The 25585-nt window shown below is 57.9% G+C and carries 20 protein-coding genes; 12 read left to right on the forward strand and 8 right to left on the reverse strand.

Translation table 11 applies throughout. From position 1 onward, the window contains the following. Positions 1-92: 92 nt before the first annotated feature. Together J6525_RS22240 and J6525_RS22245 are read left to right on the forward strand one after the other, a co-directional pair. A complete protein-coding gene (locus J6525_RS22240) occupies positions 93-1073 on the forward strand; it encodes an LLM class flavin-dependent oxidoreductase (RefSeq protein WP_249796129.1) in 981 nt (326 codons plus the stop codon). Positions 1074-2203: 1130 nt separating this feature from the next. Then, on the forward strand, positions 2204-2578 hold the full coding sequence (locus tag J6525_RS22245; RefSeq protein WP_141342358.1) for a NolY: 375 nt from the start codon (positions 2204-2206) through the stop codon (positions 2576-2578). 793 nt (positions 2579-3371) lie between these two features. Here the strand turns inward: J6525_RS22245 and J6525_RS46980 are convergent. Then, entirely contained in the window at positions 3372-3503 is a 132-nt protein-coding gene (locus J6525_RS46980; RefSeq protein WP_283848635.1) for a hypothetical protein, read from the reverse strand. Positions 3504-3651: 148 nt separating this feature from the next. Between J6525_RS46980 and J6525_RS22250 the strand changes: the two genes are divergently transcribed. Together J6525_RS22250 and J6525_RS22255 are read left to right on the forward strand one after the other, a co-directional pair. Then, positions 3652-3897, forward strand: coding sequence for a hypothetical protein (locus J6525_RS22250; protein ID WP_225646281.1), 246 nt, complete (start codon positions 3652-3654; stop codon positions 3895-3897). A 644-nt stretch (positions 3898-4541) separates the two neighbouring features. Continuing rightward, a complete protein-coding gene (locus J6525_RS22255) occupies positions 4542-5267 on the forward strand; it encodes an outer membrane protein (RefSeq protein WP_225646299.1) in 726 nt (241 codons plus the stop codon). A 333-nt stretch (positions 5268-5600) separates the two neighbouring features. Here J6525_RS22255 and J6525_RS22260 read toward each other — a convergent pair whose 3' ends face one another. Next, positions 5601-6326 (reverse strand): LuxR family transcriptional regulator, encoded by a 726-nt coding sequence (locus J6525_RS22260; RefSeq protein ID WP_225646300.1) that lies wholly within the window; start codon positions 6324-6326, stop codon positions 5601-5603. A gap of 542 nt (positions 6327-6868) precedes the next feature. On the opposite strand from J6525_RS22260, the gene J6525_RS22265 reads away from it, so the two are divergent. From J6525_RS22265 to J6525_RS22285, 6 genes are all read left to right on the forward strand, one after another. Further along, positions 6869-7189 carry a hypothetical protein gene (locus J6525_RS22265; RefSeq protein ID WP_225646282.1) on the forward strand — a complete coding sequence of 107 codons (321 nt, stop codon included), beginning with the start codon at positions 6869-6871 and terminating at the stop codon, positions 7187-7189. A 709-nt stretch (positions 7190-7898) separates the two neighbouring features. Next, a complete protein-coding gene (locus tag J6525_RS22270; protein WP_225646283.1) occupies positions 7899-8678 on the forward strand; it encodes a sulfite exporter TauE/SafE family protein in 780 nt (259 codons plus the stop codon). Between the two features lie 847 nt (positions 8679-9525). Continuing rightward, on the forward strand, positions 9526-10860 hold the full coding sequence (hemN, locus tag J6525_RS22275) for an oxygen-independent coproporphyrinogen III oxidase (protein WP_225646284.1): 1335 nt from the start codon (positions 9526-9528) through the stop codon (positions 10858-10860). 435 nt (positions 10861-11295) lie between these two features. Beyond that, positions 11296-11940 (forward strand): type IV toxin-antitoxin system AbiEi family antitoxin domain-containing protein, encoded by a 645-nt coding sequence (locus J6525_RS22280; RefSeq protein ID WP_225646285.1) that lies wholly within the window; start codon positions 11296-11298, stop codon positions 11938-11940. Positions 11941-12114: 174 nt separating this feature from the next. Then, positions 12115-12294, forward strand: a complete 180-nt coding sequence (locus J6525_RS47280; RefSeq protein ID WP_312009817.1) for a nucleotidyl transferase AbiEii/AbiGii toxin family protein — start codon at positions 12115-12117, stop codon at positions 12292-12294. After that, complete coding sequence (locus tag J6525_RS22285; RefSeq protein WP_312009818.1) at positions 12257-12826, forward strand: nucleotidyl transferase AbiEii/AbiGii toxin family protein; 570 nt, start codon at positions 12257-12259, stop codon at positions 12824-12826. Before J6525_RS47280 ends, J6525_RS22285 begins: the two co-directional genes overlap by 38 nt. 54 nt (positions 12827-12880) lie before the next feature. Here J6525_RS22285 and J6525_RS22290 read toward each other — a convergent pair whose 3' ends face one another. Continuing rightward, a complete protein-coding gene (locus J6525_RS22290; protein ID WP_225646286.1) occupies positions 12881-13393 on the reverse strand; it encodes a hypothetical protein in 513 nt (170 codons plus the stop codon). A gap of 821 nt (positions 13394-14214) precedes the next feature. Between J6525_RS22290 and J6525_RS22295 the strand changes: the two genes are divergently transcribed. Then, positions 14215-15810 (forward strand): carbohydrate porin, encoded by a 1596-nt coding sequence (locus tag J6525_RS22295; RefSeq protein ID WP_376708543.1) that lies wholly within the window; start codon positions 14215-14217, stop codon positions 15808-15810. Between the two features lie 145 nt (positions 15811-15955). Here J6525_RS22295 and nolL read toward each other — a convergent pair whose 3' ends face one another. The 4 genes from nolL to J6525_RS22315 all read right to left on the reverse strand — a co-directional run bounded on the left by nolL (position 15956) and on the right by J6525_RS22315 (position 22878). After that, positions 15956-17074: a nodulation factor fucose acetyltransferase NolL gene (gene nolL, locus J6525_RS22300; RefSeq protein ID WP_225646301.1), complete on the reverse strand. Its 1119-nt coding sequence runs from the start codon at positions 17072-17074 to the stop codon at positions 15956-15958. 671 nt (positions 17075-17745) lie between these two features. Further along, a complete protein-coding gene (locus J6525_RS22305; RefSeq protein ID WP_225646288.1) occupies positions 17746-20001 on the reverse strand; it encodes a hypothetical protein in 2256 nt (751 codons plus the stop codon). A 340-nt stretch (positions 20002-20341) separates the two neighbouring features. Beyond that, positions 20342-21328, reverse strand: a complete 987-nt coding sequence (locus tag J6525_RS22310; RefSeq protein ID WP_225646289.1) for a pectinesterase family protein — start codon at positions 21326-21328, stop codon at positions 20342-20344. A gap of 251 nt (positions 21329-21579) precedes the next feature. After that, complete coding sequence (locus J6525_RS22315) at positions 21580-22878, reverse strand: glycoside hydrolase family 28 protein (protein WP_225646290.1); 1299 nt, start codon at positions 22876-22878, stop codon at positions 21580-21582. 1071 nt (positions 22879-23949) lie between these two features. Here J6525_RS22315 and J6525_RS22320 point away from each other — a divergent pair. Continuing rightward, positions 23950-24840: a LysR family transcriptional regulator gene (locus tag J6525_RS22320; RefSeq protein ID WP_225646302.1), complete on the forward strand. Its 891-nt coding sequence runs from the start codon at positions 23950-23952 to the stop codon at positions 24838-24840. A gap of 466 nt (positions 24841-25306) precedes the next feature. Here J6525_RS22320 and J6525_RS22325 read toward each other — a convergent pair. Further along, positions 25307-25585: transposase (locus J6525_RS22325; RefSeq protein ID WP_225646291.1), on the reverse strand; the 279-nt coding region annotated here is incomplete at its 5' end.

A 25585-nucleotide genomic window follows, 5' to 3' on the forward strand; every position in this document is an offset into this window, starting at 1 on the left:
ACCAGGCAACCCAGGACTCCTGGTCCAAAAATGGAGATGATCAAGTGAAAAGCAGCCCTCCTTCGAAACTAACGTGCGGAATCTTCGACCATTTGGACGACGACGGCCGCGATGTCGCGCGACAATACGAAGATCGCCTCAAATTGGCGGAGGTGTGCGATTCCCTAGGCTTCTACGCGTATCATCTGGCCGAGCACCATTGCACACCACATGCTAGAGGGCCGTCACCAAATCTTTTTTTATCTAGCGTCGCGCAGCGCACTCAGAGACTGCGCGTTGGCCCGCTGGTCCTGTTGCTCAATCTCTATCATCCCTTGCGCGCATTCGAAGAGATCTGCATGCTTGACCAATTGAGCGGCGGCAGACTTGAGCTCGGCATCGGACGCGGTTCGCTGCCGACTGAATGGGGCTATTTCGGCATCAGCGCGGACGCGGCGCCAGAGCGTTATGAGGAGGCCAGCGAAATCCTGAATGCCGCGCTGAAGGGGCACACGCTATCCTATCACGGACGCTTCTTTGAGCTGAGCAAAATACCTTTGACCATGAGGCCTCATCAGCATCCACATCCGCCGACCTGGATCACGAGCAATCGGACGGAGTCGGCAGAGTGGGCTGCTGCAAATGGCGCCAATCTGGCGTGCCTGGGCCGCTCCTCAGCGGTCCGAAACATTACGGATGCGTTCCGTTCCCAGCGGGCGCGCATTGCGCCAACGGACGATCGGGAGCCGTTTCTTGGTTTGCTCCGCATGGTCGTGATCGCGCAGTCTGACCGAGATGCCCATGTAGCGGCGGAAATGGCTTACCAGCGATGGCTCGAGAGCTTCAAGTTCGTTTACGAGCTGAACGCCATTCCGACGCCACCCACCCTACCGCTGACCTTCGATGCAGCGCTCGATAGCGAATTATGCGTCGTCGGAACGCCAGCTTCCGTCCGACGACTCCTTCTTAGCCAGATGGAGGAGGCAGGTGCCAACTACCTACTTTGTCAGCTTGCCTTCGGGAACCTTCCGTTGGAAGCTTCTCTATACACCGCAACCACAATCAGATCTGAAATCATCGCTGGCTTTGGCTGACAATCACTATCCGATCTTGGCACCTCAGAGGAGCTGCGCGACGACGTTTATCTATGATCGGCCGTCCTGCAGAACGGGCGAATTCAGATCTCCTGGCTTACTCAGCAGGAGGTCCGCAGACCCATGAGGACACGGTCGCATCGATCACCCGCCATGGCGGCCGGTCTGCCGGTGTCGTCGGAGGTGACGTGAACTGACTTGGAGAACGGCGGCATGACAAGCCGGCTCGATTCGCATGCGGTTGGCATTGTGCGTCATCGAAGAACAGATCCGCCACGATCGAGTATGCTATCCGCCGGTTGGATGCATCCCATCAAAACTTTCGATTTTACCGGTTTTAACCAAATGTCCCATAGTCGATCGCAGATTTCCGGAAAACATCCTTCGCGAACCACGTGTGACAATGAAACCATTTTGCTTTGAGCATGGTTGCAGGGCAACTCCAGCCGCCCGTGTCTGCCCCAACGATCCCTCCCTAGCCCGCAAACCCCGGCACGCGCCGCCCACGTTTGGTCAGATGGCACATCGCAACGTCGCGCGGGCAATCTACCGCTTAGTCGCTAACCTAATTGCCATCATGCTGAAGGCGCCCGAGAAGATCAGCTCTCACGAACTCTTATTGGCTGGGGTCCATGTGTGCGCCGGCTAGAATTCCAATAGGCGACCTGCCCTCGCAGCCAAGGCGAACCGGACCTATCGCCTCGACCCTCCTGCCCGCGCGGTCAACCTGGCGCTGTGACGGCTCGCAGACGATACAGGGCCGTCAGCGATCTGACCGCCGGATTTGCAAGGCATATTTTCTCAGGCCACGACGAAGCACGGCAGTCGATGTGTGTGGCAGGACCGGCCACACAGTATCACAGCGCGCTCCCCTAAGTCGTCGTCGTGGGGGATCCTTACTGGGCTCGCCGGCTCAGTGCTGCTCGCCGCCGGCAACCCTCACTCGCGTCCTGCAAACTTGTACCGTGGTCATCTCATTTTATGCACCGCCCTCGACCGACTGCAGCAGGGTGCAGCTTTCGGCAGCCGCAACTCGTTCTAGCCATGCGCCTGCAGCCCCGCTAACGGGACAAACGACGCATTCTCTTTACTCAGCCTAGCGCGCTTTTTCGTTACTCTGGAGCAACACCATGGAACTTGATCCTTCCAATTCACGCATCGAAGACCTGACGCACCGCATCGACCTGCAACTTGACATCGTGGCCGCCCTCGTCGGCGAGGCAGGTAACGGGTTCGAGGCGGTCAGACTGCTCAATGCACACACAAACGAAATGATAAATGCGGAGCTAGCGCTCGGTCAGCTCGCCGATGCGAGGGCCAGCGGCTGCAACGGCGACGGGCAGGCGGCGCGGATACTCCGAGACCGCGGCGTCTATCATCCAGAAGACCTCCAAATTTTGGGACGCCTTTTCGATCAAGCGGTGGCGGCCTTACCTGAGGCTCTGCGCACCCCTGCCAACCAGTTGAAGATCGCCACCCTGATTCTCTCCCGTGCAGCGGAGTGAGATTCTATTTCGAGTTTTCCGTCGGTTGACGGCGCGATCAGGGTCTGATCAGAGTTGGGGCACGGCGTGCTGCGGTTTAACGTACCCAGCACCGCAGCAAGCCTCAGATTGAATTTACGTATCGTCGCGCGGAGCGCGTCGCCTCCACTGCTTTTTCCGTTTGCCACCGGATTCGAACCGATCCCGTCGCACTAAGCGATCTTGCGCGGGAGAGGACCCGTTTGCCCCTCGATCTCAACTGGGCTTTTCCTGTATCAAGTACTTCATGGCTATGTATTCTGCATGCCGCAGCCAACCCGACGGCGGATAGCGAATGAACGCAACGCATGTGGCGACGTGCGGGCAAGGCCTTCTCGTCCGATCCAGTGTTTGACGCTTGGCTCAATGGTTTGGCACTCACTTTGCGGCGGCATTGACCCTTACCCCACGATCTACACTCCACGACGTCTTGCAGGGCGACACGAACCAGATCATCACAATTGCCCTGCACCTCGTCACCACTTCTCTACTGCATTCCACAAGACGCACACTTCAAACCATCGGTTACGCGCAGGGATTGAACAGCAGAACGACGGCCACGCCGCCGACATATGTCACAAAGCGAACAAATCCCGTCCGGAATGCGTCCCGCACTTAGAAGATGACATCGTACAAAACGGGTAATGTACAAAACGGACAGCACTTGGCTTCGACCCCTTCTTAGCTCGAGGTTGCGCATGCGGTGAACGGTCTTTCCTCAGCTTCGACTGTAGCGTCGTTTGGTCCGGACCGATTTTCTGATTTCTTCGAGCCACTACTGACAGCAGGCAATGCGGGCAATCAGCAGAGAAGCGCGCGACAACGCATACTTGCCGTCAAATGATTCAGAATCATTCGAATTGAAGCGCGCACCACCACGTTCGGTCATCCGCGCTTCAACAAGCATCTATATAAATTCGCTTGCAGCGCCGAGATCAGCTCGACACGGGCGAGCGCGCCTAGGGATCCGACCTCTTGACAGCTGGATAGATCACGGGCGCTCGGTGTTTTGAACAAATTACTTCTTTGTGTTCAGGATATCGCAGGAGTTTGAGATGACTCAGATATCATCCGAGCAAGTGCAGGCGCCAGAGGTTCTCATAAGCACCGCATTTGATAAGGCGTGGCGCTTTGTCGAGAAAGATCCGCTCTTGGCGCACAATCACAAGGCAGTGCTTCATAGTCGCTTGCGGGCTTCCCTGGAGTGCTCGATAAGAAACGGCGAACGGAATGCCTTGCATCTGGCAAACGAGGCGATACGCAACTTGCGCGCAGAATTGGCATTTTCGACCAAACAGTAGGGTTGCTCCCACCACTATAGGAACGATGGGCTACGTGACAGCTCTCCCTCATCGAAGCGCCATGTGAGCAATCTCAATATATCGTGGTCGAAGTCCTCCTCCAGACCATTCTGCTTCGCTGAACCACGCCCTCGACTAAAGCTGCCGGTACAAAGCTCCTGACGCTACGATACCAGTCAGCCAGGCCACGATCGTAGACCGCCGACGGCAAGATGAGTTCGTCGTCCCCGGGAGCATGCTTTATCAGCAGGACCTAAATTTCGACGAAATGCTTGAACAGCGATCGTCCGCCTGTAAGTTGTGTGCAGCTTGCGCTTCGAAGTTGAGTGATGCGGATTAGGCACGTCAGACGGGCTGCATCGCATCGCAGGCCATCATCAGCAGAAGGAGACGCTGGGCGATTCGTGGCTTTCAGTTCATTCAGCGCTGCTTGGTCCGCAAATGCCTTCTCGCTGTTTTCGCCTCACCGATCGGAGCATCCTGGTCAGGTCTACGCACTACGACGGTTGCACGCTCCACAATCTGACGCGGCGTTCGATTCAACTCATTTCTTCCGAAACAATGTGGTGCTGCAGTTACAGCAATTCGCGATGATCTTGTTAAGACGCATCGCGCCGGGCGGCATCAAAAGGAACGACACTCGAATGAAGAATTTGCTGGTTCTGACTGCAAGCATCGGCGCACTCACTGCGGCCGCTCCCGCATTCAGCGCGGACTTCGCCGCGCAGCCCGTCAACATCAAGGCGGCACCGCAGCCGGTCGTAGCCACAATCAACGACTGGACCGGCTACTATATCGGTATCAATGGCGGCTGGGGATCGAGCCACAATTGCTGGGACTTCAACGGCATCACTCCCGAGGGTTGCCATAATTCGACTGGTGCTACCGTCGGCGGCCAGATCGGCTATCGCTGGCAGATCTTCAAAACGGTCTACGGCATTGAAGGTCAGGGCAACTGGGCTGACTTCAGCGGCTCCAATGTCAGCACCGCCTTCCCGGCAGACATCATTGGCACCAAGACAGATGCTTTCGGCTTGCTGACCGGCCATGTCGGCTATGCGTTCGACCCCGTGCTGCTCTACGTCAAGGGCGGTGCTGCAGTGACCAGCAACACTTATCACGTCAACTCAGTGGCTACTGGGACCGAAATTGCCAGAAACAACGATGTGCGTTGGGGTGGCGCCCTCGGTGCCGGTATCGAAGTCAGCCTCACTCCGAGTTGGTCGGCTGGCGTCGAGTATGACCATTTGTTCATGCAAGGCAGCAACGTAACCTTTCCAACGGCGGTCGGCGGTGATCGCGTCCACCAGGACGTCGATCTCATCACAGCGCGGCTAAATTACAAATTCGGCCCGGCGTTTGGTCGATAGCAACCTATACGCTCTTGCGGTCAATCGTGAGCCCCGGCCGTCGGTCGGGGTTCTTTCTTCAAGCGCTCGTGTCATATCCGCCGATACCTCGCGATGTCCGACTCGAGCAGTCCGAGCCAGATCATTGGCTGGATGGCCCCTGGTTACTGGAACTCCGGGCCTGGCGGTCCAAGTCACGATCCGACACTTCGATGGTTATCGAGCTTCATAATCTGACGCTGGGTCTTAGCGTCGTGCGTGCAATTCCGATAAATATTGTCCAGCTGAGACTTGCCGGAAGCTGCGACAACAATTCTTATGGCCGCTCGGTGCTTGCTCAAACGAGTTGGGATTTCAAAGAACATTGAGGCGTATTGCCAGAACGATCGCTTGGATCCGGCTAGTGGCGCCAAGCTTTCGCATCGCATTCTTGATATGAAAATTGACTGTATTCTCGCTGATTTCCAGGATCATCCCGATTTCCCATGACGATTTTCCTTCCGCCACCCATCGCATGCAGCTGATCTCGCGCTGCGACAGTGCCACTTTTTTATCACCGCCATCGTTGCAGGGACGTGCGATCTCACCATACGCGGTGTGAAAGTGCCAGGCCAATGCATTGAGATGACCGATGCGATCCTGAGGATCAGCGTCGTCCGACGGAGATGCAAACGACACTACAGATATTCGGCCTAGCGGCCCAAACAACGGCACGCTCATGCCATGCTTCAGGCCCGCCTCTCTGGCTTCGTCCAGTACGCGTCTCTCGTCAGGTTGAAGTCGATAGTGGTCGGCCAGTTGATCCCATAAAAACGGCCTAGAAAGCATTGGCGTCCGCCGGACCACCGGATCGATGGTGTGGTACTTGCGTTTGAAGTACCGGTCGCACCAGTCTGACGGCCATTTCACGGCCACGGTCGGGGGTGGATACTCCGCCAGGCGAAGGGGCTCGACGAAGTTGAGGGCGCCGTAGGCAACTTCACTGAAGCCCTCCTCCGTGGCGCAGCTGACAAGTAGCTCGAATAGCGCTCTGAGCGAATGCGTCTGTTTTGCGCATTCAGTAAAGCTAAACAGGTCCATAGCGGGCGGCTCAGGACGCCGATCCCGGTCGGTGTCGCTGCTTCCAATTGCGCTTGTTTCAGGCGGAGCCAAGTTCAATTCCATGACCTGAATTCCTGGGTTTGCTGTTTGTGAAGTCTGGAGCGCATGCTGCCTCAGGTGTCATCCCGAATTCGGTGCCCTACACCAACTGCGATGACGTGATCGTCGTCCCCCGCCAAACAGCCAAGGTGCCGGCCTATCCTTCGTTCGAGGCCGAACTGCACGACGCACACCGTAGCGCTCACATCATTCAATATGATCTACCCGGCTCGCAGGCGACGCGCTGCCGACATTGAAGATCGCGGCAGGGACCGCCATGTTGATGGTCTGCATTCGCGATGCACAATTGACCTGCTGATGCCGCCAGGGACGGAAAGTAAGAGTGCCGATTTGGCGGGCGTGCGCGCGCTACGGCTTGAAGGCGGTCAGGCGGCTCTCCTAACGATTCAGTCGGCGGTACGAGCCACCCAGGCCGGCCCGCTGCGACGTCAGCATAGATCAGATTCGATTGTGCAAGAGCGATGTCCAGCTCGAGTGAAGCTTCGCTGCGGCTTGAGCGCGAGCGCGCGCAGACCCTAGATGCTGAACTTCGCGAGCCAGGTGAGCTAGAGCACGCAAGCCCGCTTGCGGGTGTTCGCTTCGACCTGCGTGGCGTCACCGTCGATGCACTGCTCGCCGACGCAGAAGACAACGGCATTATTTTTCTTCCCCTTCTTGCGAGTCGGCATCGCTTTTCCTTGGCTGGTCCTTCGCCCGTCCACAACGTCGAGGGTGCGGGCGATGAGCAGCACGCAGCAGCCGTCGCAAAAGAAAATTTGCTAGCATCAGCCGACGGCCTTTGAGAGGCTTGGTCGCGTAGGTTCGGCGCGAATAGATCGAAGGGACAAATAGCAACCGCGTCAGGGGCGCAACGGGAGATACGCGAAGCCACGAGAGCTGCTTGACGCAGCGGACACTTTGCATGCGCATCTCCAAAGGCGGGAGAGGACCTGGGGTGGGACCAGCAAGTGCCATACCAACATTTGGTTTTCAGAAACCGGCCGCGGAATCAATGACTTGAAAGAGTGGGCAGCTCTCCTTATCGCGCATTGAAGCAATCATGACATCGGGAGGACATCCGACAGACCATTTGCGCGAGCCCCGGCACCAGTTGACCTCGATCAAGGAAAGTATAGCTCGCACGGCAGCCGCTCCGAGACGCTCTTGGCTTCAACCCGTCAATACGCTCAGCCCAGCGTCAACATTCTGGTTGAAAACACGGCGAGTGGCCGATCAGAAATGACGAAAAAGCAGGTCAGATGACGACCTGGCAGGTGCAGCGGCTCGGAATGCAACGGTTGACGTCAAGAACGACCGAGAGCATTGCCCGTCCGACGAGGCCTTGTCCGTCGACCGGAAACAACCAAGGTCTCGCGCTACCCAGTCAACTACAAGGCTTAACGATTGATTGAGACGATCGCCACATGGCAATCGTGACTGGCTATAGGTCCGGTCGCGCGCACTCCGACTAAAACTCGGAATGCAAAGCAAACGTCCCGACAGGAAAAACAATTGCGCCTCGCCCTGGCGGGGCTGTCGCAACCAAGGCGAAGAGCTTCGCCGAGAATCGGTGAGATGTTTTCTCTGCTTCTGGCGATCATCTCACTGCTCTATACGACCGTTGGTCAGGCGGGGGGTACTGCATTCCTGGCGCTGATGGCTTCTGCTGGTCTGCCATCGACAGAGATGCGCCCAACGGCGCTTGGTCTCAACATTGTGGTCGCGACATATTCTACGTGGGCTTTCAACCGCAACAAAGTTGTTGACTGGATAATGCTGCGTCCGCTTCTGCTTTCATCGATGCCAACGGCGCTTGCCGGGGGTCTCGTGGTGCTCGGGGAACACATTTACAAGACGCTGACCGGGTTTGTCCTTCTTCTGGCAGGCGCCGTGATGATCGTTCGGCACGGACGCACCGCCGAACGCGGTTGCGAAACTCCGCTCTGGGGAACCCTGAGCATTGGAGCAGTCATCGGCCTCGTTTCCGGGCTGACAGGCGTAGGCGGCGGAGCGTTTCTCGCCCCGACGCTCATCGCACTGAATTGGGCATCACCTAAGCAGACCGCCGCGCTGTCGCCGCCTTTTATCCTGGCTAACTCCGCTCTCGGCTTCGTCGGAGTTCTTTTCACCGGCCAATTTCCGGCGCCGGATTTCGGGCTTCATGCAATCGCCGTACTGGCGGGTGCCGCGGCAGGAACAGTTATCGGCCTGAAATGGATGAGCCAGACAACCGTAAGGTTCATCCTCGTGGCGGTTCTGCTCATCGCTGGCATCCAATTGGTTCGCGCTTGAAACTCTCACGTCTTAGTTTTCACAGCGGTCAGGTCGAGATTCAACTGATGCAATTGCGCGGCTCTCTCGAAGAATCGATAGCCGCTAAAGCGATCGCAAAAAACAAACGAAATGAAAGTGCAGAAGCACAGCGCAAATATGTAGGACGTTGTCCAGGTGAGGAAGCCAGCCGGGCTCGCCTTCGCGGTCGCCAGCGCGCGAAACCGGGCCGCTTGTACTCGGCGACGGGACGCCTCCGAACCAAGGCGCCCCGACGCACTTGCCGGGCTTGGAAGTGCGCCGGGCCCGCCCCAACATCATCAGTACATCCGTGACGATGCTCGCGGCAATGAGACAACCAGCGTGGCGGAATTGAGGCCCATCCATTCTTTTGACGTGGCGTCTAAAATGGTTTCATGCGCGGCTCCAAAGGACTTGAATCTCACGTAGCGTCAAGTTCTATGATCTCGCACTTGTCGGCGCCATCCAACAGCAACTTACTGTCCATAGCATCGCCAGCCGGACGCATCCTGCTCGCGGCATTTCATCCGAGAGGTGCGCCCTGGCGGGGAAGAGGAGCGACAAGCCGCTCGGCCCATCGACTGCACTGAATGGTCCCTGCGAAGTTCCTGCGCGCAGGTTGGTCGAACTAGCGGCTATCGGCCATGTGCGTGTGAGAAGTTCATCCTTCGCACGAGCATCCAAACGTGGATGTCTCTCACGCCAACCTCGGTCCCTGATAAGTTGGCAATGATATCGAGAACGTGATCGAGATGTCGCGACCAAGTTTGAGCGAGTTGACATAACGCAAAGACACAGCAGAGCGCATGGTTCAGCTTCAGGTCTGTATGAGCACGGGAACGAAGCCTTGCAGACCGCACTCCTGAACAAGTATTGCGATGCTCGCCTGCCTTGGTACACCGTCTACCCAACTGTACCGGATTTCTCCACGACCATCGGCGCCGAGACTTGTGAGACTTGGTTGAGACGGCTGCCGCCGGATGAACCCGTATCGCTCTATCTCCACGTCCCTTTCTGCCAATCGATCTGCTGGTACTGCGGCTTTCCTACGAGCGTTATTCGCGGCCAGCGGCCAATTCGCAATTATTTGGCGGCGCTACGGGAGGAGATTCGCTTGGTTGCAGACCAACTGCCGCGCGCCCTGCCCGTCCGCGACGTGCATTTCGGCGGCGGAACACCGGCCAGCATTGCGCCAGTCGATTTTCTAGCTCTGATGGAACTCCTACGTCGCTATTTTGCCTTCAGTAAGTCGGCTGCCGTCGCCATCGAAATCGACCCGCGCGCGTTCACGACAGAGATGGCGGACGCCTTGGGGGCGGCCGGCGTGAACCGCGCGAGCATCGGCGTGCAAAGCTTTGACCCCGTGGTTCAAAAGGCGGTCAATCGGCTCCAAAGCGAGGCCCAGGCGGCTTCTGCAGTCGAAAGCCTTCGCCAGCATGGAATAAGCCGCATCAACTTCGACCTGCTCTTCGGACTGCCGCATCAGACGGTGCAGTCCTGCGTGGACTCGGCGAGGACGGCTGTTGCCATGCGGCCCGACCGGCTCGCGGTTTTCGGCTACGCCCACGTTCCCTCCTATATGAAACGTCAGCGCCAGATCGATGAGGCGGCGCTGCCTGACAATATCGCTCGAGCCGAGCAAGCCGCGGCCGTGGCAGATACGCTGATCTCCGCCGGCTACCACCAAATCGGGCTCGACCATTTCGCCTTGCCGGACGACGAGCTAGTGCTGGCCCAGAAAGCTGGTCGGCTGCGCCGCAATTCGTTGGGCTATTCGGCCGATACCTGTAAAACTGTGATCGGCTTTGGTCCGTCAGCCATCGGGCGTCTCCGTGACGGCTACGTCCAGAACGAGGTCGTGACTGCTTCCTATAACCAGCACATCAGGGCAGGTCGTCTGGCTATGTCGAAAGGATACTGTCTCACTGAGGAAGATCGGCTGCGGGCTGCAATCATCGAGCGCTTGATGTGCGATTTGCAGGCCGACGTGCCGGCACTGTGTGCTGCCCACGGATTTGATCCGATCGCTTTTCTTGAGTCAGCTGATCGCTTGGAAATGCTCACTGAGGACGGGATAGTGGAGATCCAGGACGGTTTCATCCGCGTCAAGCAGGAGCACCGTTTTGTCATCCGCGCTGTGGCTGCTGCATTCGATGCTCATCTCGACCGCACACCCTATTAGCAAAGCCATGCATGTGAGCAGATCCAAAGCATGGCGCTCGTCGCGACGAGTGATCGGAAGAAGCCGCGGGTAGACGCTTGAAGGGAAGATTTAAATTCGGTTCAAATGCCGAGAGATGCGGATCGAAATAAAGGGAAATCTGCTGACTAATCGAACTCTCGACAGGTACTTGGCGCCGCCACGGCAGCTGGTGGAACTTTAAGATCCGCGTCTAAGGCATCTTTGCCCTGGCTCGGAGATATTGAGAAAACTTGGTCGCACGCCGACTAATGCGGCACCGCTTCTTTGTTGCCAGGTTGAGGTGTAGTCGTGCCCGCGGGAAGATCAGCCGCTCGCGCCTCCAAGGTCCGCAGGCGCGAACAATGCGATTAGTTTACGATACCAATCGTCGGATAAAATATTGACAAATCCGACATTTTGTATCACAATGCTAGGATGCTATCCTTCCCTAAGACCCAGCAGGATCGCGCCATAACCCTACTGAAGAAGCAGGGGATGCTTCGCCTTTCTGAATTTAAGAAGGCGGGCATTACGGCGGCAACCGTATCCCGAATGAAGGAGAAGGGACTCGTCCTTCAGCTCAGCAGGGGACTGTACCAGCTTCCAGACGCCTCGTTCGACACCCATCATGTCCTGGCTGAGGCCGCCAAGCTCGTCCCAAGAGGCGTTATCTGCCTCACCTCTGCGCTGGCGTTTCACGGACTGACTGATACGATTCCATCGCTCGTTTGGATGGCCATCGGCTCAAAGGATCGGCTGCCGCGAACCGATACCCCGCCCATCCAATTTGTGCGTTTCGGAGAGAAGGTTCTGACCTCTGGCATTACAGAGCACAAGATCGAAGGCGTACGGGTACGCGTCTACAATCCTGCCAAAACAGTAGTCGACCTATTTCGTTATCGCCGGAGCGCCGGAAAGCGGTATCGAAAGAGTCCCGGCCTCAATCTCGCGCTCGAGGGCCTCAGAGAAGCCCTGCGACAGCGCCAAGCGACCCCTGCCGAGATCGCCCGGTACGCAAATGAAGCTGGTACCTGGAAGGTCGTTCAGCCGTATCTCGAGGCTATGACGACCAATGCCTAAGAAGCCAACACCTCCGATCAAGAACATGGGCGCGTCGGTTCGGACGCGGTTGCTCAACCTCTCAAAGGAGCGTCGTCAGCCATTCGATCTGCTGCTCAACAATTACGTTCTCGAGCGACTCTTTATCGCCTGAGTCAAACCAAGCACCGCGACCGTTTCGTTCTGAAAGGAGCGATGCTGCTTACGAAGTGGTTCGAAGATCCGCTACGCCCGACAAGAGACCTGGACTTTCTGGCCACTGGCAAAGACGATCAAGAGGATATGGTCCGCATCTTCCAGGAGATCTGCATGGTCTCCCTTAATGATGGCGTTGTCTTTGAATCAGAACAGCGTAAAGGTCCACCGTATCCGTGAAGAAACCGAATGCGGCGGGCTGCGCATTACAGCCAACGCTACGATCGAAACCGCCAAAATTCGGATCGTGATTGATATCGCCTTTGGCGACTCCGTTGAGCCGGGTCTTCAGGAAATGGATCTGCCCGTTCTCTTGGACTTCCCGGCGCCACATCTCCGGGCCTACGCCCGCGAAACGGTTATCGCCGAGAAATTTCAGGCGTTGGTTATGTTGGGTCGGGCCAATAGCCGCATGAAAGACTTGTATGACGTCTTGGTTTTATCGCGCAACTTCGAATTCAAGGACGGCAAACTCCCACGAGCCATCGCCGCGACATTCGCTCGACGGAAGACTGACATTCCCTCAAGTGCTCCGGATGCGCTGACAACTGCGTTTGCGGAAGACCCAACGAAAATTCAGCAGTGGAATTCATTCGTTGAAGACGTGGCTTTTCGACCCGGCACGCTCGCTGAAGTGATCAAGGACCTATCCGCATTCCTGATGCCTTACGCGTCGGCGGCACGCTCGCTCGGTAAGACAGGATCAGCGTGACTGGGCAGCCCACCGCCGCCAAACGTGGCTGGCTCCGCGCAGCAACTCGAGGCGTCAAGGCTCGCCCGTCTTCTGTCCAGCGATCACTGGCGCACCTCCGACGGAAACAGGCCCCTGTGGTTTGGACCTCTCGACGCGCTTCTTGGCCGGACTCGAAGCAGCTTGTGCCGGCGACGAAGAAATAACGGAGGGATCGGAAGCGACAGGTGCTGGAATCTGCAAGGAATCAATCCGCGAAGTCAGCACCGTGATGCGATCTAAGATCCCTTTAAGGTCCTTCCGCTGAGCATCGATGAGGCGGCTGAGTTCCGCAATATCCTCGCTCGCCTTCTGCTGCGCCCAACGTATCTCGGTCAGGGATGTCCTGTCCTCCGGTGATAGGCCCGCCGCCGAATCGGCGAACCCGGCTGGCGGCGTCTCGACAACCCTTGCGAGGCTCCCTCCAAAATGGGCTGCTGCTGAACACAAGCCGACGAGGACAACCAGAAACATCAAACCCCAGCGAATGCGTTTTGACGTGCCGTATAATAGCGGCCGCAAATCCGAAGCGGCCGCCTGATCAATCATCTCCATTGTCCCCTACCCGACTATTCCCGTTTCGACAGGCTTGCTTCCTTGACGCGAGAGATGGCTGAAGTCACGACTCCCAGCAAAGCGCGGCCGCCGACAACGTCATTCTTCGCAAACTCGCTGCTCCGATGAAGCGGCTCATCTTGTCCCAGGCAAAGCGAACAGATGACGCGGGTTCCTGCATCATAGGGCCAGCGGTAAGAAATAGTTCTCGTCTTCACGGTTATCGTGCAGCATTTTCGCATCATTCAAGAGAACCTTGCAGGTTTTCTTACCCTGCCGGCCGTTGATGTGAACCGACCGCTATTTCCCTTCAAGGTCTGCTTCTCGCCTTTCCGTGCTGCTGAGACCGGCAACTTCACGGCCGACCGCTGCTCAAGGCGCACCAACTGGCGCCCAAGCTACCTCGCCATTGGAGCGGGAAGCGTTGGACATGGCCAACTACCAATTTTGGCAGGTTGATGGAGACGACGGACAGATGGCAAGCGTGGCCCACCAACGCCGCGCGTCACAGGTCTAGGAACTCGGAATGCATCACAGATTTTCCGCGCCGACGGAGCGGGCGGACTCACCAACAGTTTGCCCACAGCCACCAAAGTAGCTCGAAACCGGATCCCTCCGATCTCCTGGGCTCAATCATGGCCGTTGAGACAAGATTTTCGCGGGCACAGATTAGAGGTGACCTCGCCGGGATTACGAACCTCCTGGCGGTACAGCGTCGTGCCGCGCCTCAGAGGCCAGCGCTTGGACGCCGCTCTGGCCATTGAGGCCGGCTTTCAATCTGTTCATGGCTCGCAAGAGAGGACACGAAGTACACTGTGGGTGATTGCTTTATTGCGGCGACGACGCCTCAAACATCTTTGGCTACGGCCGCACTTGCCTGCAGCTTGCGATCAAGCGAGGCGCAGCGGCGCCTTACCGCCGCACTTTCGCTCGCGGCTTGTCTGGTTGGCATGCCTGTCTTGGCACAAACTGCCGACGAGCCTGATGCCAAAAGCAACTCTGCGGCACAAGTTACCAGGAGGAGAACGCCGAGAGCCCACGACATGGCCACAAAGCTCCGGGTCGGCACGGTCAATGAGCCAGTTCAACTTCGTGCCTCGGCGCTGGCATCAGCTCCCAACCTGCCTCTCATCAAGCGCGGCAGCTCCGATCGAGGCGCCCAGACACGAACGCAAAAAAGGATCGATCCCTTCGCACGCTTCGATACTTTCCGAGAAAAAGGGATCTGGCTCAACATACCCGGCCCTGCCGACACGGTTGATCAGGACAAGAGCGGCGTTAGATCCGCGCTGGCAGACATTGGCATCGGCTATATCGGCTGGACGCATAACATCTTTGCAAATAACCAGCTGCCGAATGCGGCGAGAACCAGCATCGCGAACCAGCTCTACATGGGGCAAAATCCGACGTTTGCTACGGCGAACTTCCTGATCGTCACCTATGATCTCAGCCGGCTTGGCATTCCCGATGGCCAGATTGTCGTGGGTGCCGAGCAGCAATACTGGACATGGAAGCGCCCGGGACCGGATCGAGTGGGATTGAATACACTCGCATATTATCAAACCTTCCTCGACAGGAAGTTCGAACTCAAACTTGGCTATCTCCGAAATGCGAATGAGTTCACCGGCACGTTGTTCGCAGGCGTTTCAGGATCAAATATGTTTGCCTTATTCCAAGCAGGGATGAGCACCAACGCCGCACCGACTCCCGCCGTCAACCTGAAGTACAATCTTGATGATCACCTGTACAACAAAGCCTCCATGCAGCGCTCCATCAGTCCGGACGGTCCTTATGCCGAGATAACAGAGAATCCGAGCGGCCTGAACTGGAGCGCGGCCAACACAGGTATTCTTTTCGTTGATGAACTTGGCTACAAGAGCAAGGCCGCTCCCGGCGTAGCTGACACGTGGCTGCGGGCGGGCGTTGGTTTCAACAGCGGCCGTTACAAGAGTTTGGCAGATCCGGATCAACAAAGGCAGAGCGGGAATAACTTTTATTACATCGCCGCTGACCGGCAGCTCTGGCAGAGTGACGTTGAGGGGACGCCATCTCGCGGCATTTATGGCGGATTCTCGATCATGGGAGCTCCGCCTGATCTCAACAGGATCAGCCAGTATTACGAGCTTCGTCTTTATGCGAAGGGGCCTTTTGATAGCCGACCTACTGATCTGATTAGTCTCGTCGCGAGCAACACCGCCTGGAGCAAGGTTGCAGTGGATGCGGCCTTGGCGAAAGGACAGCTTGCGCATCGCGATACAACTGCAATTACAGGAACATACATCGCGCATCTCGCTCCAGGGATATATGCAACCCTCGGACTGTCATACATCCATAATCCGACAAGCATCACACATACGGCCCAAACGGAGCACGCGTTAGATCTGTTGGTGTCTACGCTGATATTCTTCTAGTTCGTCGAGGAAGCCATTAATTCGGCCCCCCGACCTGATTCGTCAAAATTACGCGCTGTTTCTGTCACCTCACCGGCTGGAGGTCGCGAGGAGCGCCCCGAAGGTCGGCTCTCCAACGACTAAAGAGCCTCTGACCAGATGTCGGCTAGCTTTGCTTGCGCGCGGCCTGACCCGCGAGGGCGCGGGATGAAGTTCCTAGAATGAACTGAGACAGACAGGGAATGTCGCGCACTGTCCGGCGCACCATTAGCGAGACCAGAACAATCGCTCCGCCAAGAAGTCCCGCCTCAGCCAACTTGGTTGTGAGATCCGACGGTTCTGCGTACTGCATCGAATCCATGAGACGAAATACCGTCCCCTGAATCAAGTACAGCACTAGTGTGCCTTGTCCTATTTCGACGGCGATAAAGCGGACCACCGGGTTTGAGCGGCCAAATCTCCAGCATTGGAGGAAGAACTCAATCATGAGCGCCGAAGCCGCTGCAGAGCCGAAAAACATCAGAAGCACATTCTTCGCCGACTGCATATCTTGGACCAGGGCGAGATTGTTGTAGACGTAAGTGTCTTTGCGCCAAGCTAGAAAACATACCAGCGCCACTATGGACAGAGTCACGATCCAGAGCAGCCTGTAAGGTCGCGTTATGCTCGCCCACCAGTTTCTCGATTGCGCAACTGAGAAGCCAAGACAGAAGAACGGGTAAGTGTACTTTATGAGAGGAAATATGGATAATGTCAGAGGCGCAAGCACGACCAGTACGACTGATACGAATAGGATCCAGGGCGAGCAACGATCGAAGATCGAAAGAATCTTTACGAGAAGAAAACAAACGAACGCTGCCCAGATAAACCAGTATGCGCCGGCGACATCATTTAGAAACAGCAGAATCTCGCCTGTTGCGTCGGGTGCGCCGGGAAGCACGGCAACCTTTGCTATCTCCAGGAGAGCGTACCAAAACAGCATGGGCAGCAAGAGCTGCGTCGCCCGATCGCCGACGGATTGCGTCAACGACTTTCGCAACAGCGCGCGGCAAGAGAGGTATCCACTTATCGCCATAAAAAGAGGCATGTGGAACATGTAGATCCATTTGAAGCATGGCGAATCCCAGAAGCCTTCACCTCGGTAAAGGATATATTGGATCAGGTGACCGACGATCACCAACACGATCAGCACTCCCTTGGCGAAATCCAAGGCAAGATCGCGATCGTTTGCCTCTGGCGTACCAGGCACAGCCGATTGGGTTACATTTAGCGATGCATCAATCATTGGCTGCTGCGGCTTTGCTCCAGGGAGTTCGATCCAAGCGATGATCGTGGAGGCAATTGCCACCTAGAGGCTGCGCTCGGATAGCTGGCTGGATACCAATGTTCAATTATATGCAGGTGGGTGATCGGTATAAAGAAAGAGGGAGCGAGCTATACAAGAGTTTGCCGATTTAAGTCCACCTCACTACGATCGGCTCGCCGGATCGAGCGGTCACCTTAGGGGGGTGTCGAGCGTAAGAGGTGATTGCAACGTACTGCAAGGACCCTCAATTGCGGCAAACGCCCGGCCCGTGTGAAGGATGCCAACGTCTCTCAGCGAAGTTCGGCTTTGCGATCACGGATAGGGCGTCGGCAAACTCGTATTGTTGGCGAGCTCCGCCACATTCTTTTTGCTCTTGCGATCGTCTGCGCTCCGGGCTGTGGGCGCTCGGGCACGAATAGGTTCGAACTGTTGCGCTTATTGAGCGACGGATTGATTGGCGGGCGATTTGTGAAAGCCTGAGAGATGGAGCACAAAATCCGCCGAGCTTGATCGATTCTGAAAAGGGGCGGCTGGACTGCTCTGGCCATGCCCCTTCCCCACTTCGAATGATACGTCCTCCTCCAGGGCCGCGCTGTTGAACGCGCGCGCGGAGCCGCCCAGGCCCGAGATTTGCAGCCGACCTACGTCCCTCAGCCAAGCTCAGGATGAATGCGAACGCGCCGGCGCCCCTCGCTTTCGACCAACTCGCCCCTGTAAGGCACGCCGCGGATGTCGAAATAGGTCGGGCGTCCGGCCTCCGGCATGATGCGCTGGCCCTCGAGGACGCGCACAAGGTAGGGCGGAAGGAACCGTTCACGATGCTCCCATCCGCCGCGGATCAGATACCCAAGGTCCACCGCACCTTCACGAGGCTGACTGGCTCCGACCATCTGCGGGGGCTGATGGAGCGGTTCCGATGGCCCGGGTTGATTTAGCTGGCTTGCGCGCGGGTGATGGATCAGGCGGACATCCCCGCGCCCTCCTGGTCCGAACGTGGCCGAGTAGCGCTCATCGTTGATCATAAACTGACTTGGCCCGAACTGGTTTGGCAGCAGATTGATGTTGCCCAGGACGTCAACCAAGACGTCTTCAGCCGCCTGGGAGCCGTGGCGCCAGTCCGGCCCAACGATGGCCCCAATGTCCCGCAGTCCCTGCACGGCCCCTGAGGGTCGAGCGAACGAGGGCGTTCCGCCAAATTCAGGCGCCGGCACTGAACGTGCATCGTCACGCAAGTCATGCGGTGTAGGCGGATCCAGATCAATCAGGGGATCGAGACCGCTGTAGATGTTTGACGACCGAGGCCTGACGGACGACGGTGACCCACCTTCCTGCATATGTTGCCCGAGCCAATCCCAAGCGCCTTGGCTCAAGCTGGCTGGAGTTGCAGGAAGCCCGAGCGGTAGATCCGGCTGTGGAGCCCAGCGAGGCGCCGATGAGGCTGGTCCGTGGGCCTGCTCGCTCGTCCAATCCCACGCAGCACCGCTGGCGGAGGCTGGCATTAAGGGACGCTGCTGCGAGGGACCGGCCTGCGAAATGTGGTACGGCGCCGGCAGTGATGAGCTCGGTCCGTGGATCTGCTCGCCGAGCCAATCCCAAGCTCCCGCGCTCGGCGTGGCAGGCGTCGCCGGCAGTTCCTGCGGCAAGTGCGCGTGTGCAGCGCCTTCGCCAGCAGGCTGCCCACCGTCCTCGGGATCCAATCCGAGCGCCCTGTTCGCCTCAAGGATTTGCTGGTAGCGCCCAAGCCTGAGCAAATCGGGGTTGATTTTGCTGTCCTGGGTTTCTTGCTTGTACGCCTCGACATCCTGTGCGAGCTCTGGGGTGAAGAGCCGGTCAGCCATCGCGGGCCTGTGGTGCGATCGCAGCCAGTCACTCAACCTCGAAAGGCGACGCGCCTGACGATCGGCTGTCTCCGGCTCGACCCTGCCTGTCGCCCTTTCCGCTGCGGCCCACATGCGGATGAGTGTTGCGTCCGCAGGATAAGGTTCCAGACGGCGGATGTCGGCGAACAAGGTGTTTCCGGCACCGACCTCCCGGAGCTTTTTCAAGGCCGCCTTGATGCGCCTGCCGCGGTCATTTGCATACGTCTCCACATCTGCATCAAGCTCAGCTTCCAGCTGATAGTTTTCCACCTCCGGATTTTCCAGTTGCGCGTTTTCCAATTCGCGGCGAATTCGATCGGCAATCGATGGCCTGCCGTTCGCACTCAGGCGCGCGCTCAAATGGCGCAGATCGGCTGCCGCATTCTTGATGGTGCCATCGCTTAGGTTGCCGGCCGCTCTGTTTCTGAAATCCGTTATGAGCGTCTCGTCCGCCGCAGGGACTGGCCCGCCGCGAGCCCGGCCCGGCTGCCTGGCGTGATCCACTCGAAATTTCGTTGAGAAGACCTCAGGCTGCGTCTCCTCACGCGACGACTTTTCGCTGCTGCTCCCCCCGAAGGCTTTGCCCACTCCCGACTTGAAGCGCGCCCATAGTCCACGGCTTTTGCCACTCTTGGCCTGAACCGCGGACTCCGAATCCGGCATAGAGTAGCGCGCACTGCTGAACAGATCATCCTGCAGACTGAACTGCGGCAGTTGCGCCGAGGCTCCGAGTTGAATACGGGGAATGTCGACGCTGCGGCGAGTCCCGCCGAGCGCGCTGTCCCTAAGAGCGGCATGCGGCGGCATCCGCATCGAGCCGCCGAAATCGTCCCGCCGGACCGCCCGACCGCCTCTTCCAGGCGCCCTATCTTGTGAAGCTGAGGGTAGATAGCTCGCGTCAGACGAATCGAGCTGCAAATCCGCCATCTGCCGCTCAAAGTTACCTTGCTGGCCTGCGTTGCCCCTTCGTTGCCCTGCCCGCTCCTGTTGGGCGGCGTACTGCTCCATCCAGGCTCCTGAATCGAAGAATGGGTCGACTGGATCCATCCTGCTTTCCTTCCAATGGTAGAGGGTCCTGCACAAGCCGGCCGAAGTTTGAACTCCGGTCAGGCGGCAGCAGTTTCGGCGACAATCAGCCGCGATTGTGCGGCCGCAAGCTTTCGAAAAGCTGACGAGACCAAGATCTCGCCCCAAGCAGTCGTGATCGCGTAAGTTCTTCTGAAAGATACAACATAAAGCCTGCCTGCTGTGGCATCGCAGCCTGCCTGCTGTTCAGCCGCCGCGGATAGTCCGCTCGAATCCAACAAAAGCTTACGTCGCCGTCGTCCATGCTGGGACGGCGTCATGGCGTCAAAAAACGCCTTCTTCGAGAACGTGTCTTTATGTCCTATCTTGGTGGTACGCCGGACAGCCAATCTGTGGCATCTCCGAAGAACGCGCTGAGCGACCATTTCGCGGCTTCGCTATCGGTCAGTTGATGAGAGTGAGGCTCACGGCCTGCGGGATTGGCCCCGATGCCGGAAGATTTGTATTCGGCATAGTTGGCGGTCCTCAGTTTATTGGTTTGGCCCGGAGTCCATTCGCGCCAGCCTTCCGCCATGACCGGTGCATCCATCTTCGTCGACAGGAAAATCACTGTAGCGTAGGGGCGCCAAGGCCGGCCAAGCGCAACATAGCCCGCGGCGGGATCGGCGGTCAGCCTGCAATGGTCGAAAACATAGGCGCTGTCCTCGTCCGGCGTGCCTTTGCTCTGTGCGGTATACACGACCGCTTGATTGGCTAAGCCGTGTAACTCACACTGCCGGAAATAGGCCTTGGCATCGCCAAATATGAAATCGACATGCCCCTCGATGTAACAGCTCCCGAAGTATTGCCGCGACATTCGGCCGTTCGGCCCCTTGCTGGCGAACAGGGTGTCCTGGGCGCCGAGCAGGCGGACGCGGGTGATAACGTCCCTGTCTCCGGTAACCGACAGCGCCACCGCCTGCGAAGATGAATTGGCCGGATTGAGCGCGTAGTCGTTTTGGATCGTTAGATTATCGAGCCGGAAATCATCACCGGAGGCGTCCAGCGTCGCAGAATGAGCGGTTCCTCCGACATTGATCGCCCCGTCGCCATACACAATGACCGTATCATCCGGCCTCTTGCCGGAGCCCCTAATATGAACACCAGATTTAGAGACCTTGACCTTCTCGCGGTAAATGCCGGGCGCGATTTGGATATCCCCGCCTTGGGCCGGTAATGCGTCGATGGCTGCTTGAACGGAGTGATAGGCCGCCCTCTCGGCACGCGAGACAAAAAGTGGCTGAGCATGGGCCGTCGAGATGCAGACATATCCGGCCAGAACCGCAGCGAACAGCACAGAAACTCGCATGTGATCTCACTCTTATTGGCGCGCTGCACGCTCCATGCAGTCGGTACAAAGTGCCGCGGCGATACGGCAGCTGAGTCTGGTCAATACGTTTCCTCACCGATCCGGAACTCGCGCACGACTAACGGAAATGTCCGACCGCACCAAACCCCGTCGGTCGTCCGCAATGAGGCGCCAGCGTCGTAGCCTCTTATTCCAGGAACTCAAAGCCGCATCAAAGGGGGATCTGACCGGCCTAAAGGTTCGGCATGCACTTACTCAATACGGTCGCGGAATGCTCTGGCACATCCCTCCCATCCGCGCGACAGCTGTCCTGTGGCTCGCCCGGGCAGAGGCGGCGACACGTCAGAATGATCGGCCGTCACATTGGCATGCTCGAGCTGCCAGGTCGCGGTGTCGGCAAACCGAACATCCTCGAGCGCCACATCAAGGGCGTGCCTATCGTCGACTCCACGCATCAGCAGCGCACCATTTTCGCCATGCACATGGCGCAGAACAATCTGGCGATAGACCGGAATTCTCATGCCTTGGGCACGTGGATCGTATTTCGTGTCGAACGTGACCGGCCATCGGTTACCCCGCAGACATACGTTCTCATAAGTCACTCGCTCGACCAGGCCGCCGCGACTGACATCGCTCTTGATGCGCAGTCCAGATGTCGTTCCGTCCAGGGTCAGGTTGCGCACCAGGATGTCGCTGGCACCGGAATTCACCTCGCTGCCGATCGACATCCCGTGCCCCCAGCCGAAATAGTTATCGGTGATGGAGATATGGCGGGTTGCGCCATTGTCGCCCGCTTTGATGGCCACGTTATCGTCGCCAGTGCGGATAAAACTGTGGGTAATGGTTACATCCTGGCTGGCGCCAGGATCGATGCCGTCGGTATTGCGGGCATCGGCCGGTGCATCGATCGTGAGGCCCCAGAACGTGGCACCTTCGACCCGGTTCATCGCGACGTGAAAATTTGGCGCATTGCGCAAGGTGACGCGAGACACCATGATGTCCTGCGCATGATCGATCTGGATCAAACGCGGAGCGTTCTGGTTTCCCCCCTCGGCCTGCGCGCGACGGGCCAGCTGCCACCAGGTTTCGGCGCTTCCGGCCATGGGTGCGCCACCCTGGCCATCGATGATGCCGTCGCCATAGATGCCGCCGCCGCGCGTTTTGGAAAAGCTGATGAACGGCCGGCAACCGTCGCCTTTAACTGCGATGTGACCACACTGTCCGCGGCCCTTGTCGTAAGCAGCTGGCTCGGGGATCGCGAAAAGCGTTGCACCGCGTCCGATCCATAAGGTCACGCCCGATTTCATATCGAGTGGACCTGACCGGAACTCGCCACGCGCCAGATAAACCGCAGCACCGGCGGGGCAATGGTCGATGGCACCTTGCAGCCTCGCCGTGTCGTTCCCACCAGACGGCACCGGGCGGTCGCAGACCGTTTGAGGTGCTCCGGGTTCGGTAACAATGCGGCGATCTTGTGCTTTCGCGGTGAGGCAAAAAGCGATGGAGGCAACGCTGAACAACAGGGTCCATTCACAAAAAATCTTTGTCATCGACCTCGTCTCGTTGCCGTGAGCATCATCGCCACTACCTTGTCCGGAGCTGAGCGCCGGCCAGTCGGCCGCCGCTCGCCGCACTGGCCCGCGCAAGATGACATTTATAAGACCGCAAACGAGAGCGTGGGCCTTGCCGGCAACGACCGCATTCTGCGGCTGATGCCATCGAGGCAGAGTCGGAGCACCTCGCGTCCGCATCGATTCTTCAGCGCACGGAGCAGCCGCAAGCCAGATACGAGGCGGCCAGGCACCGTGTGCTCAGGTAGAGCAGCCTGCTTTTGACTGAACAGAACCAGAAGCAGGATCAGGTCGATCGACGGCTATGCACGTGAGCTGATTTTTCGATCTCGGCCCTTCATTTTGCCCTGGATCAGACATTCTTGCCTGCAAGATCTCGAATAAGAGATTTCCATGGCAAGCTCAGCATTGTGCGGCCGCTTAACGCGTACGACGCGAAGCATTGTGATCCACATCTATGAAAGCGGCGAGCAGCGTCAAATAAGTATCGGAAGCCCATACCGACCGAGCAGCGCTTTCGGGGGCAATAAGCCGGGACGAGAAAGAACCGGCAGAGCGCAGCTGAACGACAGGTTACTGCTCGGGCGCCGCCGTAGTTTACAGAACGGCTCGGCGGTGGGTGATTGAATAGCACAGTTCGCGGCGCCGGCGCTCGCAGCCTGAAGCGTTTTCCGCGTTCAGCATGTCGTGGTTTTGCGAGCCTCATCGAATCGAAAAGCAGGCAGCACGCCTGTGGGGAGATGATGGCCGCAACGGCCATGCGGACCCGCAGCCGCGCATCGGATGCCAAAGAAAGACAGCACGCGCCCGACCGCTTGCAAGCGGCGGCGCGTGGTATAGCGGCGACGATGAGGACGCGAGTTGACCGTCGATCATTGCAGGGGGGCGACGAGTCGTCGTGATTAGGCGCGAGCGCGCGCCGTGGGGTACGTTGCGTACACAACTGCTGTACAGGCAGCTACTTTACCCGACATTTGGGTTGCTCTTTGCGGTGTGATAGTGTGACCGCAGTGGTAGAACCGATGCAGGTTCATGATTCTGTGCGAAATTATGCTGCGAGCGCTAAACGTTCCAATTGAGTCAATTCGTACTGTTGTAGCCATAGCCGAGACAGGCAGCTTGACGAAAGCCGCAGGCAAGCTCGGGCTTAGTCAGCCCGCGGTCACCGCTCAGGTCAAGCGATTGCAGGGACTGATTGGCGGGCAACTGTTTGTCAAAACGCCCAATGGCACGACCGCCACCGACCTCGGCGAACTCGTCCTCCAGCAGGCTCGTATAATACTCGAGGCTAACGACCAAATGCTCAGGCTTGCCGGTCGTGGCAACGCGACCGTACATCGTGTCGGCCTCAGCAGCCTCTTTGCTCAAAGACTTTTGGAGCGGGCCGGAAAAGACGACTTTTCGGATCTCTTTATACGCGCCGATCATTCCAGCGCGATCCGCAATGGTCTGATCGAAGGCTACATAGACGTAGCCTGCATTTTCGCTACGGATGTGGATTCCGATCTTTCAAAAACCATCCTTGAACAACGGATGTTCCCAGCCACCTGGGTTCGCTCGCGCGAATTCGTCCACCGTCCGGGCGCTCCTATTCCGATAGTAACCCTTCCTGATCACGAATGGATGATTGCTCAGTTGGACAGGATGGAATCGGCTTACAAGATTGTTCTTCACGCCTCCGACCACCTGGTGAGACTGTCAGCCGTGCGCCTTGGTATGGGTCTGACGGCGCTGCCTTCGTTCTGCGTGCCTGACGATCTGGTCCAAGCGCCCGACTACTACCTGCCGCAACTGTCCGATCTAAGGGCTATCATCTGTGCGAGGCCGGGGCTGCGAAAGGAAGTCGCGACCAGGCTTTTACAAAGGGTCAAAGGAATATTCGACGACAAGCACGATCAACCCCACCGTGCTCGTTCAGTAGAGACCATGAATAGGCGGTGACCCGAATCGCGGACGGCAGTCCGCCGACCGTCGAAGGGCCCTGCCTGGGGACCAAATCAGGGTCGGATTTCGGAAGTTAGCGATCATTCCCGGTACGCACGGATCACCTGCTGGGATCTTGCTGATTGAGAGCGGCCTTTAACTTTGTTGTTTGAGGACAAGCCGTTTCTGCCGACGCCAATAAGGCTCGAAGGACGTTGACTGCGGCAAGCAGGCCGTAACCGAAGGCGACAAGCACGCCGATCATCGCCCGCCGTAGAAGAAGCCGATCCCGGAGCACAGGACCGTCATGCCTATTAGCGCCTGGTCGTTTTTCACTTCGATCCGGTGCCGGCGTCGCTCTTTGCAGCTTTGCACGTAAGGCCCCGGCTGGCTCACGCAAGCCGCAGTGCGGGCATGCACCGGCCGCAAATGAGACATCGCCACCGCAATCGTAGCAGCCGATCAGCTCTAGGTGGTGTGGACATTAGCGCATCCATAGAACAATGGCAGCGAGAGTGACGACGGCGCGATAGTTCCGTGCCGTCTTTTCGAAGCGTGTTGCGACGCGTCGGAACTGCTTGAGCTTTGAGAAGCAGCATTCGACGAGATGGCGCTGGGCATAGAAATGCTTGTCGAGAGGGTATTTGAGCGCGCGCGACGGATTGTTGGGGATGACGGCGAGCGCGCCTTTGGCGGCGATGGCTTGGCGCAAATGATCGGCGTCATAGGCGGCGTCGGCCATGACGACTTGGGCTGATAAGCC

It is taken from the genome of Bradyrhizobium australafricanum (genome assembly GCF_020329495.1).
In the GTDB taxonomy this organism is placed as follows: Bacteria; Pseudomonadota; Alphaproteobacteria; order Rhizobiales; family Xanthobacteraceae; genus Bradyrhizobium; species Bradyrhizobium australafricanum.

Coding starts and splice junctions, on each gene's coding strand:
- J6525_RS22245 (WP_141342358.1), top strand. CDS start 2,204: ATGGAACTTGATCCTTCCAATTCACGCATCGAAGACCTGACGCACCGC.
- J6525_RS46980 (WP_283848635.1), bottom strand. CDS start 3,503: ATGCTTGTTGAAGCGCGGATGACCGAACGTGGTGGTGCGCGCTTCAAT.
- J6525_RS22250 (WP_225646281.1), top strand. CDS start 3,652: ATGACTCAGATATCATCCGAGCAAGTGCAGGCGCCAGAGGTTCTCATA.
- J6525_RS22255 (WP_225646299.1), top strand. CDS start 4,542: ATGAAGAATTTGCTGGTTCTGACTGCAAGCATCGGCGCACTCACTGCG.
- J6525_RS22260 (WP_225646300.1), bottom strand. CDS start 6,326: ATGGACCTGTTTAGCTTTACTGAATGCGCAAAACAGACGCATTCGCTC.
- J6525_RS22265 (WP_225646282.1), top strand. CDS start 6,869: ATGTCCAGCTCGAGTGAAGCTTCGCTGCGGCTTGAGCGCGAGCGCGCG.
- J6525_RS22280 (WP_225646285.1), top strand. CDS start 11,296: ATGCTATCCTTCCCTAAGACCCAGCAGGATCGCGCCATAACCCTACTG.
- J6525_RS47280 (WP_312009817.1), top strand. CDS start 12,115: ATGCTGCTTACGAAGTGGTTCGAAGATCCGCTACGCCCGACAAGAGAC.
- J6525_RS22290 (WP_225646286.1), bottom strand. CDS start 13,393: ATGATTGATCAGGCGGCCGCTTCGGATTTGCGGCCGCTATTATACGGC.
- nolL (WP_225646301.1), bottom strand. CDS start 17,074: ATGATTGATGCATCGCTAAATGTAACCCAATCGGCTGTGCCTGGTACG.
- J6525_RS22305 (WP_225646288.1), bottom strand. CDS start 20,001: ATGGATCCAGTCGACCCATTCTTCGATTCAGGAGCCTGGATGGAGCAG.
- J6525_RS22310 (WP_225646289.1), bottom strand. CDS start 21,328: ATGCGAGTTTCTGTGCTGTTCGCTGCGGTTCTGGCCGGATATGTCTGC.
- J6525_RS22315 (WP_225646290.1), bottom strand. CDS start 22,878: ATGACAAAGATTTTTTGTGAATGGACCCTGTTGTTCAGCGTTGCCTCC.
- J6525_RS22320 (WP_225646302.1), top strand. CDS start 23,950: ATGCTGCGAGCGCTAAACGTTCCAATTGAGTCAATTCGTACTGTTGTA.